We start from the raw sequence: 15,267 nt of genomic DNA, 5'->3' as shown, positions 1-15,267 counted from the left end.
TGCCGGGTTCAGGTGTTGCTCGTCCCCCAGTCGTCCTCCTCGTACACGGAGAACTGACCGTCGTGGTTGCGCCGCGACCGGATCTTCTGCGCCTGGTCGCCGACGGCGTGCAGCGCCTTCCCGGCGACCTGCCGCCCGCTCTGGGCCGCGGACTCGGCCGCGTTGCGCACGGCCGGGTTCTGCGCGAAGGCCTGCGTGGCCCTCCTCATCCGCTCGTACTGCTCGCGGCCGGCGCGGGTCCCGATCACGAACCCGACGGCCAGTCCCGCGACGAAGATCAGCTTGTACCGCACGGCTGTGACCCTTCCCTGGAGCGCCCTGGGGATACCGATTGGCGGAGCACCCCCCTGCTTGCGCTAATCTATGTCTCGCAGCGAGCGACCGCCCCCCGGCAAGGCCGGAGGTGGGTCTGTTCGTCGCAACGCAGCAATCCCCTGTAGCTCAATTGGCAGAGCAGCCGGCTGTTAACCGGCAGGTTACTGGTTCGAGTCCAGTCGGGGGAGCGCGATCCCCTGTAGCTCAATTGGCAGAGCATTCGGCTGTTAACCGGAGGGTTACTGGTTCGAGTCCAGTCGGGGGAGCAGAGCGGAAGAGGACCCTACGGGGTCCTTTTTCGTTTCCCCGGGAACCACCGCCCCGCCCCCGGTGTCCTCTAGATCGAGCATGGCCGCCCATCCGGAGCAGGAGATCGTATGAGCGGCTATGCTGCGGCAGACGGCGCGCACACTTGTACGCGCCGTGGTGTTCGGGGCGGTAGCTCAGCCGGTTAGAGCAGCGGACTCATAATCCGTCGGCCGTGGGTTCGAGTCCCACCCGCCCCACCACTGCCGTGGACGCAGGAAGGTTTTGCCAGCCCTGCGTCCACCGTGCACCACCGGTGAGACGCGTCACAGCAGCGACACGCCGGGATCCCCCGAATGTACGTACGGATGCGCCCGCGCCGCCGCGTGGTGGCCTACCTGTAGAGCGCCGCGTGCGGGTGGAGGGGCAGACCGCCCCTGGCCATGACCCGGTACCCGAGCCCCCTGTTGTCCAGGACCTTGCTGCCGTACTCCCCGTCGGCCACCCATTCCACTTCCACGGTGAAGCGCACGTCCTGGGAGCCCGGGTCGAATCGGAGGGTGAGCACCTCCGGGTCGCTGTCGGAGACCTTGAAGGGGAAGTCGGCCACCGCCCCGTTCTTGCCGGGCACCGGCTCGGCGACGGGCGTGGGCGTGGCGGTGAGGGCGACGTCGAAGGCTCGCGGCGTCATGAGGGCCCCGCAGCCGTCGGGCTCGACGACGACTCCGGTGCGGGGGACGGCCTTCGCCGAGAGCAGGGTGATCCGCACACCGGTGACGACGACGGCCTGCGACGTCTTCGCCTGCAGCGTCAGCGGCAGCTCGACGGGTTCGCTCCGGGCGCCGTGGACGGGCACGCCCTTGTCGGCGGCGTCCGGCTCCCGCTTCAGGTCTTCCAGCGACGCGTCGACGTACCGGGGTACACAGCCGCCGATCCCCCCGTCGAAGACGGTGAGACCGGCCGGACCGGAGATCTTCTCCGCCACCCAGGACAGGCCGCCTTGGGCGAGCCAGAGCACCAGTGCGCCGACGAGCGGCAGTACGACGACGGTGACCCACGTGGTCCTGTTCCGCAGCGGCGAGGAGTCGCGAGGCGACGCCGGCGTCGTGGGCAGATAGGACGGCCTGGGCGGCGGCGTGGCGGAAGGCACCTGCATGTCCCCCTGATCTGTAGGCGCGTGATCGCCGGACATCCTCCCAGGTGGCCGGGACCGTCTCCCACTCCGGGCGTCGCGCGCCATACGCCCCCGCGCGTCAGGCAGCCGCTTGCGCGCGGCCCGGAACGCCGCCTCCGCAACAGCCGTCCGCCGACGTCCTCTTGGTGCCACTCCCTTGGCCCCGCCCGTGGTCAGTCACCGTCCGCCGAGACCCCCTTAGCCCCACCCGTGGTCAGCCGCCGACGGCGGTCAGGTGATAGGTCGTGTCGATCCAGAACCCCTCCGCCGTCTCCCCCTTGATCTCCAGCACGTACTGCCCCGGCGTCAGGGGCGCGAGCCCCGTCCACAGTCCCCAGGAGAGATGCATCCGCAGCCCCACCCGGAACGGCGGCGCGACGAACTCCTTGAGCGGAAGCGGAACGCCGTTGAGGTGAGCCGTCGCCCGCGTGACGTCCAGGCTCATCGGCTTCCGTGAGAACAGCTTCGTGTGCTGGATGTTGAGCACGGGGAAGAACACCCGCCGCCCGGCCGGCAGCTCGCAACGCCGCTCGACCCGCCCGCCGTACGTCCCGGCGAGGAACCACAGGTCCTCCGGCTGACGCCACCCCGCGTGCTCCCCGGTCTCGTCCGCGACCGGGCTGACCTCGTCGGGCGCCGACAACGCCCACTGCCACCAGCGCGCGGCGAGCACGCCGCCCGCCTCATCGGATATCTGCCATTCGCTCACGGACGCTCACCCTACGGGCTCACGGCCAGTCGACGAGCGCGAGGAAGACCAGCCAGACGGCGAAGACCGAAATCGGTGCGCAGACGGCGAGGACCAGGCGGCGCGGGGTGTGACGGACGCGACGGGGCAGCGCCCAGCCGACCACCAGCAGGGTCAGCGCCACCAGCAGGCCCACCGCGAAGGTGGCGAAGGCGGGCATGAAGCTCTCGGTGAAGCGCCGGCTCTCCTCCTGGCTGCAGCTGTCGCAGGCCATCGGCGAGAACATCACGTAGACGAGCGCCAGGAAGCCCAGGGGGAGGGTCACCAGGGTCGAGAGGAACGGGGGGACCCAGGTGCGGGTGCCGCGGGTCTCGCGGGCGTCGTCGGTCTGCATGGGTACAGCTCACCGCGCGGCCGTGCGACGGCGCATGAGCGCGCGTACTCATCCCGTCCACGGGTGTCTCGGTCCTGTCCCAGTATCCGGACTCCCCGGTCCCCAAGGGGCACTTACGCGCGTAGCTTGCGTTCAGGGCAGCCATCGCCCGATCACAGTAGGGAGCCTGTGGTGAAAGCGAAGGTAAGTCGCACTGCCGAGAAGGTGGCGTCCGTCGCCACCGTGTGGATCCCGCTCGTCGGGGCCGCGATCCTCGCTCTCCGCAACGTGTTCACGGCGGCCTGGACCGCCGACGGCTGGGCGGCGCCGGTGGCGCTGCTCCTGGCCGGGCTGGTCTTCCAGCGGCTCGACCTCGTCCAGAAGCAGCAGAAGAGCACGGAGGAGAAGGTCGACGCGATCATCGCGTCCGCGTCCTCGGTCACCCACTACAAGAACGGGAGGGAGTTCTACGGGGCGCTGAAGACCGCCCTCAAGGACACCACCGACGAGCTGCGGTCCAGCTACTTCCGTCGGGTCCCGCCCGGCAACGAGAAGGCGGCCAAGGACTACTTCAAGGCCTGCGTCGCCTGGGCCAACGCCGGCTCCGACCGCGCCCTCCTGCGGGTCATGGCCGAGCCGCAGACCGACGCCATGCGCGCCTGGGTGGAGGACCAGCGGGAGCAGGCGAAGAGCGTCAGGAACGGGAAGTACCTGCTCCACTCGATCCAGCTGCACGACACGCGCGCCGTGTCCCAGGTGGACGCCCTGAGCATCGCCGTACTCGACGAGAAGACGGTGTTCTGCGCCTTCACGACAGACGACGAGACCGTCCGCGGCTTCAGCGTCACCAGCGGGGACCTGGGCGGCTACTTCGCGCTGTACCACAAGAAGCTCTTCGAGGGAGGGAAGAAGATCTTCTAGCAATCGGGCCTGGAACGGGTGCGGCGCCCGCCCGCGAACACGCGGACGGGCGCCGTCATACGGCTTCGGTCGACCCGATCGGGGGGTCAGCCGAAGTAGAGCCGGCCCTGCCCGCTCTGGCCGAGGTAGGCGGCCCAGCCACCGCTGTACTTGGTGCCGCTGTCGAAGTAGGTGCCCATGTTCTTGCGGACGCTGACGTCGCCCAGTGTGTCGTGGACGATGAGGTCGGCCTTGCCGTCGGCCGTGGCGTCGGCGAAGGCGAGGGTGCCCTGGCCCGGCTGGCCCAGGAAGTTCGACCAGTACTGGGACATGACGGTGCCGGCGTCGAAGTAGGTGCCCATGTTCTTGCGGACGCTGACGTTGCCGCCCGTGTCGTGGACGATGAGGTCGGCCTTGTTGTCGCCGGTGATGTCGGAGAAGTAGAGGCGTCCCTGGTTGGTCCCGCCCAGGAAGTTGGACCAGTGCTGGGTCATGACGGTGCCGCTGTCGAAGTAGGTGCCCATGTTCTTGCGGACGCTGACGTCACCCAGTGTGTCGTGGACGATGAGGTCGGCCTTGTTGTCGCCGGTGATATCGGCGAAGTAGAGACGACCCTGACCCGGCTGGCCGAGGAAGTTCGACCAGTACTGGGACATGACGGTGCCGGTGTCGAAGCCCGTGCCCGTACGGTCGTTCCGGCGGACGATGATCTTGCCGTCCACGCCGAGGGAGATGAGGTCCTTGGTTCCGTCACCGTTGATGTCGGCGAAGTACAGTCTGCCCTCGCCCGTACCACCCAGGTGCTTCTGCCAGCCCCAGCTGACCGCCGTGCCCGTGTCCTCGAACCGTGCCTTCGCGTCGGCCCCGACCACCTGACGGCTGACGGAGACGGTGCCGTTGGTGTTGTGGACGACCATGTCGGCCTTCATGTCACCGTTCATGTCCGGCTTCCCGGGCGTGCCGCCCGGAAGGCCGGTCGGGACGGTGCGGCTGACGACGGTCGCGGTACCGAAGACGTTCCCGGTGGAGTCCGCTGCCTTGCCGAGCCAGACGACGACCGAGTTGTCGGCCTTGCGCGCCCACAGGTCGACGCGCCCGTCCTTGTTGAAGTCACCGGCGGACGAGAGCGTCGGGAAGTCGGCCTGCTTGAGCCCCGAGCCGATCTTCGTGCGGGTGGCGGGAGTGCCCCAGACGGCGAGGTCCAGCTTGCCGTCGGTCTTCTTGCCGAGGGACTGGAAGACGTCACCGGTGGTGTTGTGACGCAGCCACAGGTCCGGAACCTTGTCACCGTTGACGTCGCCGGGAGACACGACCGTGAACTGGTCCCAGTCGTCCGTACCGACGGAGACGGGGTCGTCCTTCACCTTGAAGCCGTTGCGTGGGGCGATGTACGACCACAAGGACTTGCCCTGCTTGACGAGCAGGTCAGTGTCGCCTTCGCGATCGCCGTCGATGTCGGCGGCGACGATCTGCTCGGCGTTGTACCAGTGGTTGGGGTCTACGACCCCTTCGCAGCCACGCTGGGAGGCGTGGCACCGCATGGTGATTTCCTGGGAGTCATCGGTTTCGATCAGGCCGTGACCGGGGTTCTTGTAGGCCTTGAGGCGCTTCACGCTCTCGAGGGGGTCCTGCTCGAGAGAAACGAGATCATTGGTGCCCTGAGCGTGCCACGCACCGCCATTCACGACCTGGCCCTGAGGGAAGGTCTTGCCGCCACCCATGGCGTTGGCGAACTGGCCGTTGCCGTGACCTGCGTAAGTCAGCAGCGCGGTGTTGTTGTCAAGACTCCAGAAGTCTGTCAGGTCGTCGCCGTTGAGGTCGTTCGGGATGTCCTGCTCCCACTTGCCGCTGACGTACAGCAGGTACGTCTGCGTGGGAGATCGGTTGCCGGCGGAGTCCACGCTGTAGGTGTAGAAGTAATGGGGGCCTGAGCTCTTCGGGGTCGCGTAGACGACGACGCCGTTCTGGTACTCGTTGACGCCGGTGGTGAGGGGGTCGTCCTTCTCGGCCGGCTCGTCGTCGCGCTCGCCCCAGCTGGTCTCCCAGTGGTAGCTGCTCACGTCCGCGACCCCGTTGGGCTTCAGGGTGAAGGCGCCGCGCTCGTTACGGAAGCTGGTGGTGGTAGGCCAGCCGTCGTTCCCCGGCGGGAAGTCGGCCGAGGACACGAGCGGGGGCGTGCTCGGCACGTCCCGGTCGATCGTGAACTTGCACGTGGCCGACCACGCCGAGCCCGCGCCATCCTGGTCCTTGGCGCGCACCTTCCAGGTGTAGTCACCGCTCGGCAGGGCGGCATCGGGAACGGCGAGCGTCGCCACCCGTCCCCGGAGGGCGGGAATGCTCTGTGTCAGGGCCGGTGCGGAGGCGCCGGCCTTGGTGACCTGGAACTCGGCCGCCAGGTTGCCTGCGTCACGGTCGTCCACACGGGCGAACAGGCTGACGTGGGCGTTGCCGATCTTCCCGCCGGAGGCACACGCGGTCTGCGGGCTGGTGCCGAGGCGGGTCGGGGCGCTCGGGGGGAAGTTGTACTCGGTCTCCAGGACGGCGGTCTTGGCGTCGAACTTCTTCCAGCCGAACGTGTCAGTCTCGTCGCCCGCGTACAGGCCGAGGTTGAGGCTGGCCCAGTTGTTCGCGGCGGCCTCACGGACCTTGGCCGTCGCGTCGAACTCGAGGTTGCCGGCAGCGCACTGGGCGCCGCTCCAGCCCTTGGCGTCGGTCACGGTGAATAGAGGACCGGTGCCGATACGGGCCGGCTGGTTGTTCCACGTGGTCTTCGACGAGATCGGGCCGACGTGCCAGAGCTCCACGGGTTTCTTGTTGCACGACCAGGACCAGGTGTTCTTGATCCGGAAGGTCGAGCGGATGACCTGGGAGCCGCCGAGGTCATCGGTGTCGAGCTGGAAGAACGAGCGCGACAGGCCGTTGGTCTCGTTCTCGTAGCCGACCCGGACGACCTCCTTCGTGTTCCAGAAGGACATGTTCGGGTACTTCTTGTAGACCCGGGTCCAGTTCTGCCGCTTGCCCCAGGTCCACGACGGGTCGATGTAGACCGGGTACTGGGTGTCGGTACCGGTCAGCAGCTGCTGGTCGGGCTTGATCTCCAGGGTGTCGCCCGTGACGGTCGTCGGCATCAGGGCGTCCTGGGCGCCGGGTGCCGGCTCGAAGACGTCCTCGGGGGCGACCTCTTCGGTTGCTGCGGCGGCGAACGTGCTGCGTGCGTCCGGGGTGGAGGCCACGCCGGAGGAGGCCGTCGTGGAGTCCCACATCATCGGGGACGGGCTGGTGAACACGATCTGGTCGGCCGAGTTGGCCGCCGTGACGCTGCCGGTCTCGGGGTCCGTCGCCACGTCGAGTCCGACGGTGTCCAGCTTGAACCGCAGGGTCGCCAGCTCGGGGTTCGTCGCGGCTTCCGCGGTCTTCACGACCAGGAGCTGCGAGAAGCCCTCGACGTCCGCCTTGAGCTGCAGATCGATGCCGGGCAGGATCTCCGCATAGGTGGCCACGTTCTCGGCGAGAGTGGGCTTGGGCAGCGGCTTCGGCCAGGTCAGGGAGAGGCTGCGGCCGTCCTAGACGCCGGTCAGCAGCGGTCCGTCACCGCCTCCGGAGAACGTCACGGAGACGGCGGTCGCCTTGGACGCGACCCGGCCGTCCGCGGCGAACTGCAGCGTCGGGTCGGTCGGGACCCACTCGTTGTCGCGGAGCATGCGCACGGACGTCCCGTGCTGCTTGACGATCCACTTGCCGTCGGGCTGGGCCCAGGTGTCGGTCGTCTCGGTGCGGGCCGATTCGAGTTCGAACTCCTGGCCGGTCTGCTTCGCCTTCTGGAGCGCGTAGTCCTCGGCGCTCATCTCGCCGGTGGTGACCGGGTCGACCATGGTGGTCGGAACCACCGTGTCGTCAGGCGTGATGGCGACCGCCGACGCGAGGAGCGCGCCGACCAGTATCCCGGGAGCGAGCCGGGCTCCCCACCCATGTCTGAAAAGCAATCTGCTCGGTGTGGACATGATGTATTCCCTCCCCTGTTTCGTGACCGAAATCGGCGCCGACTCTACAGGCGAGCTATGACAACTACGGGTCCGCGCAGTCGCCAGGGCAGCGTGAAGGAGGTGTATTTACGGTGTGAAGGCGGACAATTCAGCAATCTCGGGAGAGTCGTGTCGATGCCACCGACCTGGGACTCTATGGGTCACCTGTGAGGCGTTGGGTGGCTAGGGGTGTTTGCGTCGGCAGATGCATTCAGTGGTCAATCGTTTTTGCTTCGCTTTCCGTGTCAGTGGCCCCTGTTAGGGTGCGGCGGGTTATTGACTTATGGGAAGTGGGGGGTAAGTGAATAGATTCCGTACGCGCGGATGGGCCGTGGCATTGTCCGCGGTGATGGCGGTGGGGTTGCTGCCGTCGACATCCGTGGCACTCACCGAAGGGCCCGGGCTCAGCACGTCGCTGCCGGGTCTGAAGCAACCGAAGGCCGTGCCCGTCGCGCCGGTGCGCGCGGGCGGCAACGTCAAGCGTCCGAATGCCGCGGCGGCCAAGGCGCCCGCGCGTGCCGTGTGGCCCGCGGCCGGGACGCAGACGGTGGCTGTGGGGCAGGAGGGGGCTCTGCTCCGTCGGCCTGCGGCGATCGGCGCCGACTTGCCCGTCTCGGTGTCGGCGGTCGCGGAGAAGTCCTCGAAGACCGCCCCGTTGACGCGGGCGAGGGTCTCGGTCGAGTCGCGGGCGAAGGCTCGGAAGGCGGGGGTGGAGGGTCTTCTGCTCTCCGTCGGGCGTGCTGACGGTGTGGCTGCCGGTGGGCGGGCCCGGGTGAGTGTGGACTACTCGGCCTTCAAGGATGCCTACGGTGGTGACTGGGGTGCGCGGCTGAGGCTGGTCCAGTTGCCGGCCTGTGCGCTGACCACGCCGGACAAGGCTGCCTGCCGGGTGGCGAAGCCGCTGGCGAGCACGAACGACACCAGGGACCAGAAGGTCACCGCCGTCGCGCCGGTGCCGTCGGGCAGGAGCTCCGCAGGCCTCGTGTCGAATGCCATTACGGTGGTGGCACTGACGTCCGGCGTAGGCGGCCCCACCGGCACCTTCAAGGCCACCTCGCTCGAGGCGTCGGGTGCCTGGAGCGCCGGCGGCGCGACCGGTGCGTTCACCTGGAGCTATCCGGTGGGCACGCCGGCGGTCCCGGGCGGTCTCAAGCCCGACGTGACCCTCGGCTACAACTCGCAGGCTGTGGACGGTCGTACGGCCGCGAGCAACAACCAGGCGGGCTGGATCGGTGACGGCTGGTCCTACGAGCCGGGGTACATCGAGCGCCGCTACAAGTCGTGCGAGGACGACAAGACGGGCGGCACGAACACCACCAAGGTCGGTGACCAGTGCTGGTACACCGACAACGCCACGCTCTCCCTTGGCGGCAAGACGACCGAGCTCGTCTACGACGCCACCAAGGGCTGGCACCCCGTCTCCGACGGCGGCGAGAAGATCGAGAAGCTGACCGGAGCCGCCAACGGCGACCTCGGCGCCGCGGGTGCCAAGGGCGAGGGCGGCACCGGTGAGTACTGGAAGATCACGACGCTCGACGGCACCCAGTACTACTTCGGCCGCAACCGGCTGCCCGGCTGGGCGACCGGCTACCCGGAGACCAACTCCACGCTGAACGTCCCGGTGTTCGGCAACCACGCGGGCGAGCCCTGCTACAACGCCTCCTTCGCCGCCGCCTGGTGCCAGCAGGCATGGCGCTGGAACCTCGACTACGTCGTGGACCCGCGCGGCAACGCCATGGCGTACTTCTGGCAGAAGGAGAAGAACAACTACGGTCGCAACACCAACGCGACCACGGGCGCGTCGACGAAGACGCCGTACGACCGTGGCGGTTACCTCGACCGCATCGAGTACGGCCTGCGGGACGGGACGCCGTACGCGGCCAAGGCCATGGGCAAGGTGACCTTCACCTCCGGAGACCGGTGCGAGGCCACGAGCTGCACCTTCGACGCGGCGAACTCCACCAAGTGGCCGGACACGCCGTTCGACCTCTACTGCGCCGACACGGCCACCGAGTGCAAGACCCAGAACGCCCCCAGCTTCTGGTCGAAGGTCCGCCTGAAGTCGATCGCGACGCAGGTCCTGTCCGGTGGGGCGTACAAGGACGTCGACAGCTGGGAGCTGACGCAGACCTTCCCGCCCTCGGGCGACGGCATCTCCAAGCCCATGTGGCTGGCCAGTCTCTGGCACAAGGCCAAGGACGGCAGCGCCACCGGTGACGTGCCCCCGGTCACCTTCGGCGGCGAGCCGAAGGCCAACCGCGTCGACAAGCTGGGCGACGGCTTGGCCCCGTTCATCCGGCTGCGGATGTCGCAGATCACCACCGAGACCGGTGGCGTGATCGGAGTCTGGTACCACGCCCCTGAGTGCACGAACACGACGCTGCCGCCGCTCGACGCGACCAACGGCACGCGCTGCTTCCCCGTCAAGTGGGAAGCCGAGGGCACGGCCGCGAAGCAGGACTGGTTCAACTCCTACGTCGTCAGCCGCGTGGTGGAGGGCGACAACGTCTCGGGCACCCCGGACGTCGTCACCGAGTACAGCTACGTAGGCGGCGCCGAATGGGCCAAGAGCGAGGACGAGTTCACCAAGGCGGAGTACCGGCAGTACTCGGAGCCCCGCGGCTACTACCTCGTCCAGACGCGCAAAGGCGCCGGCATGGACCCGCGCACGCTGAGTGAGACCCGGTACTTCCGCGGGATCGACGGCGCCGAGGTGAAGAACACCGCGGGCCTCGCCGTCACCGACCGGAAGCAGTTCACCGGCATGCCGCGCGAGCGGGTCACGTACAACGGTGACGGCGGCGTGTTCGTCGGCTCCACCTCGTACACCCCGTGGACCTCGGAGGCCACGGCGACCCGCAGCCGCACGGGCCTCCCCGCGGTCGAGTCCTTCATGACCGGCACGGAGGGCGAGGAGACGCGCACGGCGATCACGGGCGGGGACCGGACGACTCTGACTGTCCGTGGCTTCGACGAGTACGGCATGGTCAAGACCATCACCGACCTCGGCGACACCGCGAAGTCGGGCGACGAGAAGTGCACCGAGCTCACCTATGCCCGTACCGGTTCCTCACCGATCCTCGACAGGGTCGCCCGAGCCGAGACGTACGCCGTCGCCTGCGTGATGCCGGTCTCCAGGCCCGCTGACGTCGTCGACGACATCCGTACGTACTACGACGGCAAGGCCCTGGGCGAGGCCCCGACCAAGGGGCTGGTGACCAAGGTCGACCGGATCAACGGCAAGGGCGACGGCTATGACGTCACGTCCTCCGTGCCCAGCGTCTGCGGCGCCGACGGCAAGCAGCTCTGCTTCGACGTCTACGGCCGTCAGCTCGCCGCCGCCGACGCGTACGGCGAGGTGACCCGTACGGACTTCACGCCCCCGACGGGCGAGGTGCCGAACGGCACGACCGTGACCAACCCGCTGTCGCACAAGGTCACGACCGTACTGGACCCTCGGCGCGGCCAGCCGACCAAGATCACCGATGCCAACGGCAAGGTGAAGTCGATGGCCTACGACCCGCTCGGCCGCATCACCAAGGCGTGGCTGCCGACGCGTTCGCAGGCCACGTATCCGACCTCGCCGAACTTCCAGTTCAGCTACCTGGTCCGCACCAACGGGCCGATCGTCACGACCACCCAGTCGCTGAGCCAGGACAACAAGTACCGGACCAGCTACACCTTCCAGGACGGTCTGCTGCGCGGTCTCCAGACGCAGCAGGACTCCCCGGACCGGGCCGGGCGCCTGGTCACCGAGCAGTTCTACAACTCGCGCGGTGAGGCTGTCGCCGACTCCGGCAGCTACTACGCGGCCGGGATCCCCGAGCCCAACGCGGTGACCGGCCAGCAGACCATGTACCCGTCGTCGACCGAGACGCAGTACGACGGCGCCGGACGCGCCACCGCGGTCATCGCCAAGCGGTACACGGTCGAGACCAAGCGCTCGACCACCACGTACACCGGCGACACGACCACCGTCGTCCCGCCGGCCGGCGGCACCGCGACCACCACCGTCGTGGACGCGCTGGGCCGCACCACCGAGGTGAAGGAGTACACGAACGCCGCGCGGACGGCGTCGCAGTCCCTGTCCTACGCGTACGACAAGCTGGGCCGGGTCGCGAAGATCACCGACGCGAGCGGGGCGGAGTGGACGTACGGCTATGACGTCCGCGGCCGCCAGATTGACGTCAAGGACCCCGACAAGGGCAACACGCACACGGACTTCGACCTGGGCGACCGGGCGACCGACGTCACCGACGCGCGGGAGATCAAGCTCCACACGGACTACGACGCGCTCGGCAGGCCCAAGGCCCTGAAGAAGGGGACGACGACTCTCGCCGCGTGGACGTACGACGCGACGAACGCGAAGGGTCTGCCGGCGACGGCGACGCGTTACGACGAGGACGGCAACGCCTGGGTCACGGAGACCGGTAGCTACAACGGTCTCGACCAGCCGATGCTGACCAAGTTCACGGTGCCGTCCTCGGAGACGGGGCTGGCGGGGACGTACGAGTGGTACACGACGTACAACCTGAACACCGGTCAGGTGACGGACGTCGAGCAGCCGGCGATGGCCGACCTGCCGTACGAGTTGGTCAGCAACACCTACACCTCGGTGACGGGTCTGCCTGACACGGTCAACACCGACGACCACGCGCTGATCTCGCAGGTCACGTACGACCACTACGGGCGTCCGACCCGCACGGAGTACAGCGAGTTCGGCCGTCACGTGTGGACGAGCAACGAGTACGACGAGCACACGGGCAACCTGACCCGTTCGTACACCGACCGGGACACGGCGCCGCAGCGCATCGAGGACACCGCCTACAGCTACGACCCGGCCGGCAACATCACCAAGGTCGCGGCGGCCTACGGCCAGGACGCGGCCCGTACGACCGACACCCAGTGCTTCCAGACCGACGCCCTGCGCCGGATCACCGACGCCTGGACGAACACGGGCACCGACTGCGCGTCGGCCCCGTCGGACACGGCCGTGGGCGGACAGGACGCGTACTGGACCAGCTACACCTACGACGCGGTGGGCAACCGCAAGACGGAGGTCCAGCACAAGACGTCGACCGGTCCGACGGAGGACATCACCCGGACGTACGCGGACCCGACGAAGGGCAAGCACGACCTGCCCTTGGTGACGCAGGCGGGCCCGGGGGCCAGGACGGACGCGTACACGTACGACCAGGCCGGCAACACGGCGACCCGCAAGATCGGTGACGCGGACCTGGAGACCTTCGACTGGGACGACGAGGGCCACCTCAAGTCCACGACCAAGGTCACGGACACCACCAGCTACCTGTACGACACGGCCGGCGCGCGACTGCTCCGCAAGGACTCGACGGGCACGACGCTCTACCTGCCCGGCGGCAACGAGCTGCACCGCGACAAGAACGACAAGGTCACGGGCACCCGCTACTACGGCGGCTACGCCATGCTGAAGGGCGGCAAGCTCAGCTTCCTGCTGACCGACCAGAACGGCACCAGCACCACCCAGATCGCGCACGACGCACCGCAGGCGGTGACCCGCCGCAAGACCACCATCTTCGGCGGCCCGCGCGGCACCCAGCCCACCGACTGGCTCGGCGACAAGGGCTTCGTCGGTGGCACCAACGACGCGGACACGAGCCTCGTCCACATCGGCGCCCGCGAATACGACCCGACCGTGGCCCGCTTCATCAGCGTCGACCCCCTCCTCGAACTGGACAGGCTCCAGACCCTGTCCGGCTACAGCTACGCAGCCAACAACCCGGTCGCCTTCTCGGACCCGACGGGCCTCGGGCTGGACGACGGGACGGGGCACACGGAGCGGGAGGACGGGAAGTCGGGGCAGGGGGACGGGAAGCCGCGTCACAGCGTGGGCGGCGAGCCCACGGTGAACGACACCGCTGCCAACACCAACCCGAACAATCAGACCGAGGACTTCATCAGCACGACTGCCAGGAAGCACCTCGGGACGGAGAAGTACGCAGAGTGGAGGCAGGTCTACAAGCGGAACATCACCCACTTCACTGGGTGGGATCCAAGCGAGCAGGACTTGATGGCGGCCGCCGTCAACTCTTGCTGGGGGCCGCGTTCCTACGCGTGTCCGCCGGCGCTGAAGCAGATCTTCCGGGAAATCGAAATCCAGCGCCTGATCGCTGTGGCTCAGGAGACCGGCGCGTTCGAGGGCGGCTCGCGCATCCCTGGCTCTCAGGCAGCCCGCTCCGGGGGCAAGAGTTCGAAGGGCAGGGGGTGTGGAAAGTGCTTCCTGGCAGGCACGGACGTCCAGATGGCCGACGGTTCCACCAAGGACATCGAAAAGATCGTCGTCGGTGACGAAGTTCTGGCAACCGATCCGTATTCCGGGGAAACCGGTGCGCGCAAGGTCACGCAGCTCATCGTCACGGACGGCGACAAGTACTTCAACGAGCTGACCATAGCGACGCCCAGCGGCCCTGAGAAGCTCACCGCCACGTACGAGCACCCGTTCTGGTCGGTTTCGGAGAAGCGGTGGGTCGAGGCCGGCCGACTGGTGCCGGGCATGACGCTGCGGACGGACAGCGGTACCGCATTCGCGGTCACGGCGAACCGCCCCTTCACGCGCCATGTACGTACCTACAACCTCACGGTTGATGGGCTGCACACGTACTATGTGCTCGCTGGGCAGACGCCAGTTCTCGTTCACAACAGCGGAGCGGTCCCTGACCCAACCTCTTTCTCGAACTTGATACCGTCAGACAAACCGGAATGGTTCAAGCCGATCGCTCCTGGCACTGTGCTTTCTCGCTCTGGAAACTATTCATACGTAGTGACCGGGGACGGTGAGCTCGTTATCGGGAAGCGAACAGCTGGCCATGTGAGCCTCGCCCAGGGGCGGGATGTGCTGGCTGCTGGCGAGTTCAAAACCAAGGGTGGCCAAGTCGTGTTCCTCGACAATAAATCTGGCCATTATCTGCCTTACGGAGCTAACGCTCAAAAGGCGGCAGTGGATGCCTTTGAAAGGAACGGACTCGACGCTGGTGGAAAATACATCGAAGCATGGCGGCCAAGCTGCTGATCCGGTCGCGGAGCTCAGGCAGGCCGTCCAAGGGGTTCTCGCTACGGCGGAGGAGACCTGTGGCGCCGAAGCGCTTGAGCCGGGCTTGGAGCGTACGCTCGCGATTCTGCAGAGGAACCCTGATTTCCGGGGGCAATTCGAGAGTCAACTGATTGCACTGATCGACTCGCCAGAGGAAGGCGTTGTCGAGGTAGTTTCTTTCCTAATGCACGTGCTGCGTTGGGGAGCTGTCCGAGAGGCGGTTGAAGAACGGGTCAACTATCCCCGGGGGAATGTCAGCAGCATTCGGATTTACGAGGCGATGCTGGATTCCTTCTCTGACTTCTGGCGTGATCGTGATCTCTATACGAGATTCGCCGAGTCGTGAGGCCGTAGATCTGTAGCGCGCTTCCAGGGTGGTTGCGAGTGCAAAACAGAAGCCCCGTCAGGTGGGTCCTGGCGGGGCTTCTGGGGTGGTTGACGGCAGTAGTTGACGGCAACGTCAGCGGGCGGCGGCCCCCA

General features: G+C 67.5%; 10 protein-coding genes and 3 tRNA genes. 6 read left to right on the top strand and 7 right to left on the bottom strand.

Annotated features, from left to right (window positions below; translation table 11 throughout):
* Positions 1 to 8 precede the first annotated feature (8 nt).
* Positions 9 to 293: a YtxH domain-containing protein gene (locus ACZ3ZE_RS03375; protein ID WP_361163401.1), complete on the bottom strand. Its 285-nt coding sequence runs from the start codon at positions 291 to 293 to the stop codon at positions 9 to 11.
* A 137-nt stretch (positions 294 to 430) separates the two neighbouring features.
* Here ACZ3ZE_RS03375 and ACZ3ZE_RS03370 point away from each other — a divergent pair.
* The 3 genes from ACZ3ZE_RS03370 to ACZ3ZE_RS03360 all read left to right on the top strand — a co-directional run bounded on the left by ACZ3ZE_RS03370 (position 431) and on the right by ACZ3ZE_RS03360 (position 824).
* Positions 431 to 503, top strand: a tRNA-Asn gene (locus ACZ3ZE_RS03370).
* A 5-nt stretch (positions 504 to 508) separates the two neighbouring features.
* Positions 509 to 581: transfer RNA gene (locus tag ACZ3ZE_RS03365), tRNA-Asn, on the top strand.
* Positions 582 to 747: 166 nt separating this feature from the next.
* Positions 748 to 824 (top strand) — tRNA-Ile (locus ACZ3ZE_RS03360).
* A gap of 131 nt (positions 825 to 955) precedes the next feature.
* Here ACZ3ZE_RS03360 and ACZ3ZE_RS03355 read toward each other — a convergent pair.
* The 3 genes from ACZ3ZE_RS03355 to ACZ3ZE_RS03345 form a co-directional block, all read right to left on the bottom strand.
* Positions 956 to 1,717 carry a hypothetical protein gene (locus ACZ3ZE_RS03355; protein ID WP_467257170.1) on the bottom strand — a complete coding sequence of 254 codons (762 nt, stop codon included), beginning with the start codon at positions 1,715 to 1,717 and terminating at the stop codon, positions 956 to 958.
* A 232-nt stretch (positions 1,718 to 1,949) separates the two neighbouring features.
* Positions 1,950 to 2,444 (bottom strand): hypothetical protein, encoded by a 495-nt coding sequence (locus ACZ3ZE_RS03350; RefSeq protein ID WP_361624081.1) that lies wholly within the window; start codon positions 2,442 to 2,444, stop codon positions 1,950 to 1,952.
* Positions 2,445 to 2,463: 19 nt separating this feature from the next.
* Positions 2,464 to 2,817, bottom strand: coding sequence for a hypothetical protein (locus ACZ3ZE_RS03345; protein WP_467257169.1), 354 nt, complete (start codon positions 2,815 to 2,817; stop codon positions 2,464 to 2,466).
* A gap of 171 nt (positions 2,818 to 2,988) precedes the next feature.
* Between ACZ3ZE_RS03345 and ACZ3ZE_RS03340 the strand changes: the two genes are divergently transcribed.
* A complete protein-coding gene (locus ACZ3ZE_RS03340; protein ID WP_467257167.1) occupies positions 2,989 to 3,717 on the top strand; it encodes a hypothetical protein in 729 nt (242 codons plus the stop codon).
* A gap of 86 nt (positions 3,718 to 3,803) precedes the next feature.
* Here ACZ3ZE_RS03340 and ACZ3ZE_RS03335 read toward each other — a convergent pair whose 3' ends face one another.
* From ACZ3ZE_RS03335 to ACZ3ZE_RS03325, 3 genes are all read right to left on the bottom strand, one after another.
* The gene (locus ACZ3ZE_RS03335) at positions 3,804 to 7,196 is read right to left on the bottom strand and encodes an FG-GAP-like repeat-containing protein (protein ID WP_467257165.1); all 3,393 of its coding nucleotides are present in this window, start codon (positions 7,194 to 7,196) and stop codon (positions 3,804 to 3,806) included.
* 63 nt (positions 7,197 to 7,259) lie between these two features.
* On the bottom strand, positions 7,260 to 7,679 hold the full coding sequence (locus ACZ3ZE_RS03330; RefSeq protein ID WP_467257163.1) for a hypothetical protein: 420 nt from the start codon (positions 7,677 to 7,679) through the stop codon (positions 7,260 to 7,262).
* Between the two features lie 843 nt (positions 7,680 to 8,522).
* Positions 8,523 to 8,714, bottom strand: a complete 192-nt coding sequence (locus ACZ3ZE_RS03325) for a hypothetical protein (protein ID WP_467257161.1) — start codon at positions 8,712 to 8,714, stop codon at positions 8,523 to 8,525.
* 7 nt (positions 8,715 to 8,721) lie between these two features.
* Between ACZ3ZE_RS03325 and ACZ3ZE_RS03320 the strand changes: the two genes are divergently transcribed.
* Together ACZ3ZE_RS03320 and ACZ3ZE_RS03315 are read left to right on the top strand one after the other, a co-directional pair.
* Entirely contained in the window at positions 8,722 to 14,766 is a 6,045-nt protein-coding gene (locus ACZ3ZE_RS03320) for a polymorphic toxin-type HINT domain-containing protein (protein ID WP_467257159.1), read from the top strand.
* Complete coding sequence (locus ACZ3ZE_RS03315) at positions 14,729 to 15,133, top strand: hypothetical protein (protein WP_467257157.1); 405 nt, start codon at positions 14,729 to 14,731, stop codon at positions 15,131 to 15,133. The genes ACZ3ZE_RS03320 and ACZ3ZE_RS03315 overlap by 38 nt, the downstream gene beginning before the upstream one ends.
* Positions 15,134 to 15,267: the final 134 nt, after the last annotated feature.

The sequence above is a fragment of the Streptomyces sp. NPDC023157 genome (assembly GCF_055560575.1).
Note: the sequence above shows the minus strand (reverse complement) of the source record. Positions and strands in the feature narration are given on the sequence as shown.

Bases quoted from the DNA above. Each gene is read 5' to 3' on its own strand.
- ACZ3ZE_RS03345 (WP_467257169.1), bottom strand. From the start codon at position 2,817: ATGCAGACCGACGACGCCCGCGAGACCCGCGGCACCCGCACCTGGGTC.
- ACZ3ZE_RS03355 (WP_467257170.1), bottom strand. From the start codon at position 1,717: ATGCAGGTGCCTTCCGCCACGCCGCCGCCCAGGCCGTCCTATCTGCCC.
- ACZ3ZE_RS03325 (WP_467257161.1), bottom strand. From the start codon at position 8,714: ATGGCATTCGACACGAGGCCTGCGGAGCTCCTGCCCGACGGCACCGGC.